This is a genomic window from Caballeronia sp. (assembly GCF_049581465.1).
In the GTDB taxonomy this organism is placed as follows: Bacteria; Pseudomonadota; Gammaproteobacteria; order Burkholderiales; family Burkholderiaceae; genus Caballeronia.
The window spans coordinates 1-1,956 of the sequence record NZ_JBAUSA010001196.1 but is presented as its reverse complement, the minus strand read 5'-3'; the positions used below and the strand labels follow the sequence as shown (position 1 = coordinate 1,956).

At 60.3% G+C, this 1,956-nt stretch carries 3 protein-coding genes; 1 reads left to right on the top strand and 2 read right to left on the bottom strand.

All coding sequences use genetic code 11. The features are described 5' to 3' along the window. On the bottom strand, positions 1-185 hold a 185-nt coding region (locus tag WCA53_RS29240), incomplete at its 3' end, for an NAD(P)H-binding protein (RefSeq protein WP_423919376.1). Positions 186-681: 496 nt separating this feature from the next. On the opposite strand from WCA53_RS29240, the gene WCA53_RS29235 reads away from it, so the two are divergent. Continuing rightward, positions 682-1,221 carry a carboxymuconolactone decarboxylase family protein gene (locus tag WCA53_RS29235; RefSeq protein WP_423919373.1) on the top strand — a complete coding sequence of 180 codons (540 nt, stop codon included), beginning with the start codon at positions 682-684 and terminating at the stop codon, positions 1,219-1,221. 246 nt (positions 1,222-1,467) lie between these two features. On the opposite strand, the gene WCA53_RS29230 is transcribed toward WCA53_RS29235, so the two are convergent. Then, the gene (locus WCA53_RS29230; RefSeq protein WP_423919368.1) at positions 1,468-1,956 is read right to left on the bottom strand and encodes a winged helix-turn-helix transcriptional regulator; all 489 of its coding nucleotides are present in this window, start codon (positions 1,954-1,956) and stop codon (positions 1,468-1,470) included.

Genomic DNA, 1,956 nt, shown 5'->3' with positions numbered 1-1,956 from the left:
GCCACGGACGCCGGATCAGTCACGTCGAGCTTCACGGGCACGACGCCCGGCAGCGTCACGCTCGCCGGATCGCGCGCGCCCGCATAAACCTTCCACGCCCCTCTTTCGAGCGCCTGTTTCGCGAACTCGAGGCCAAGCCCACGGTTCGCGCCCGTCACGAAAACGACAGCACCTTCGATCTTCATAATCCTTCCTTTCGCTTGATGAATCGCATGCGCGCCGGCTCGCCGAGCGCGTGAGATCCGGTGGAAACAAGGCTGCAATTGCGTACCGAACCGTTGCGCCGCCCTTCCCGCGCAGCAGTTGATCGCGTCGCGCAGTCGGCGGCGGACTGCTCTTGTAGAACGATTCGTGAGGTCTCACGCATCGCATGCCATGAGCGAAGAATAGAACTATGAAATTCATATCGTCAAGTGCGGCGTAGATTTATTGACGATTTCTGTGAAGTTGACCGTTCACAACGCCGCCGTTCACTGCACTGCGGAGCGGTGTGCGGTAGACGGGTCGACCGACCCTGGCGAGGCCGCCGCAGCGGTTGCCCCTTCGGTAAAGCGTCGCGAACCGACGCCACCTGTCACCGATTGATCCTTTCGAGCGCGCCTTTGAGCCATTCACGACTCGGCGAGCGTCACGCCTCAATTTAAAGTGGCGGCTCCTATCCACGCATCGAAGGAATCTCAATTGAGCCGTATCTCCATACCCGACATCACATCCGCCACGGGTGCCGTTGCCGAATCCTACGCCGCGACCAGGCAGGTAACGGGTGGCGTTCTTCCAAACCTGTTTGCCGCGGTCGGCGCGTTGTCCCCCGATGTCCTCAAGGCCTATATGAACGCTGAAGGGATCCTCGGTGCAGGCACGCTTGGCGGTAAGGATATCGAAACGATCAAGGTGGTCGTCAGCGAACTGAAGGGCTGTGACTATTGTGTTGGCGCGCACGTCATGCTCGGAAAAATGGTGGGGCTCTCGCCGGAATCGCTCAAGCAGATCCGCGCAGGCAAACCCACGGGCGATGCAAAGCGTGATGCGCTCGTCCAATTCGTGCGGCTCATTCAGCAGAGCAGCGGCACGATAACCGCTGAGCAGTTTTCGGCAATCAGGCAGGCCGGTTACACCGATGCGCAACTGGTTGAAATAGCGCTCGCGATCGCGCTGACCGTGTTTACCAATACGTTCAATCGTATCAACGACACGACACTGGACGTGCCGCGCGCAGATTGATAAGGAGGGCGACGCAACGAAGCTGCGTGCGTTCGACGTCATTCGCCGGGTGAGGGAGCCCTCACCCGGCGGAGCTCTTTCTGTGAGTTCACGCCTTCAATCCGCCAGCAACGAAACCCGTAACAAGTTCATATGCACTAAATAGGAGTGCCACAATGTGGATCGTCAGGGTCGCCCTCAGAAGACCCTATCCGCCGACGCGATACGCGCAGACGACATAGTCATTGCCGGTACATCAGAGCTGCGTCATGCACACTTCAGGGCTTTCGCGGCCTCTTGGCGCGCAGCGCGCTCGTGCGCATAAGAGGGGCTCAATTCAGCCTTCAGATCTTCGCGCCTCAACGGTTCACCACACGCCTCGCAGACGGTGCCGATGCCCGCATTGTGGCCACAGGTGAGATGCGTATAGCGCACCGCAACGTCCTCGTCCGGTGACTTGCACCACGTCTCGCCCCATTCGCGCAGCGCCAGGATGACAGGGTAGAACGCCCGGCCCATCTCCGTGAGTTCGTATTCGTAGCGGGGCGGCTTCTCCATATAGCGCTCGCGCTGAATGATGCCATCGGCTTCAAGCCGTTTGAGGCGAGCCGAGAGCATCTGCGGGGTTGCCTGCGCCTGCGCCAGCAGACTGTCGAACCGTCGATTGCCCATGAACAGCTCTCGCACGATCAGGACAGCCCAGCGGTCCCCGATGACAGCCTGAGACCGTGCGACCGGGCACAGCGTGTCGCTCAC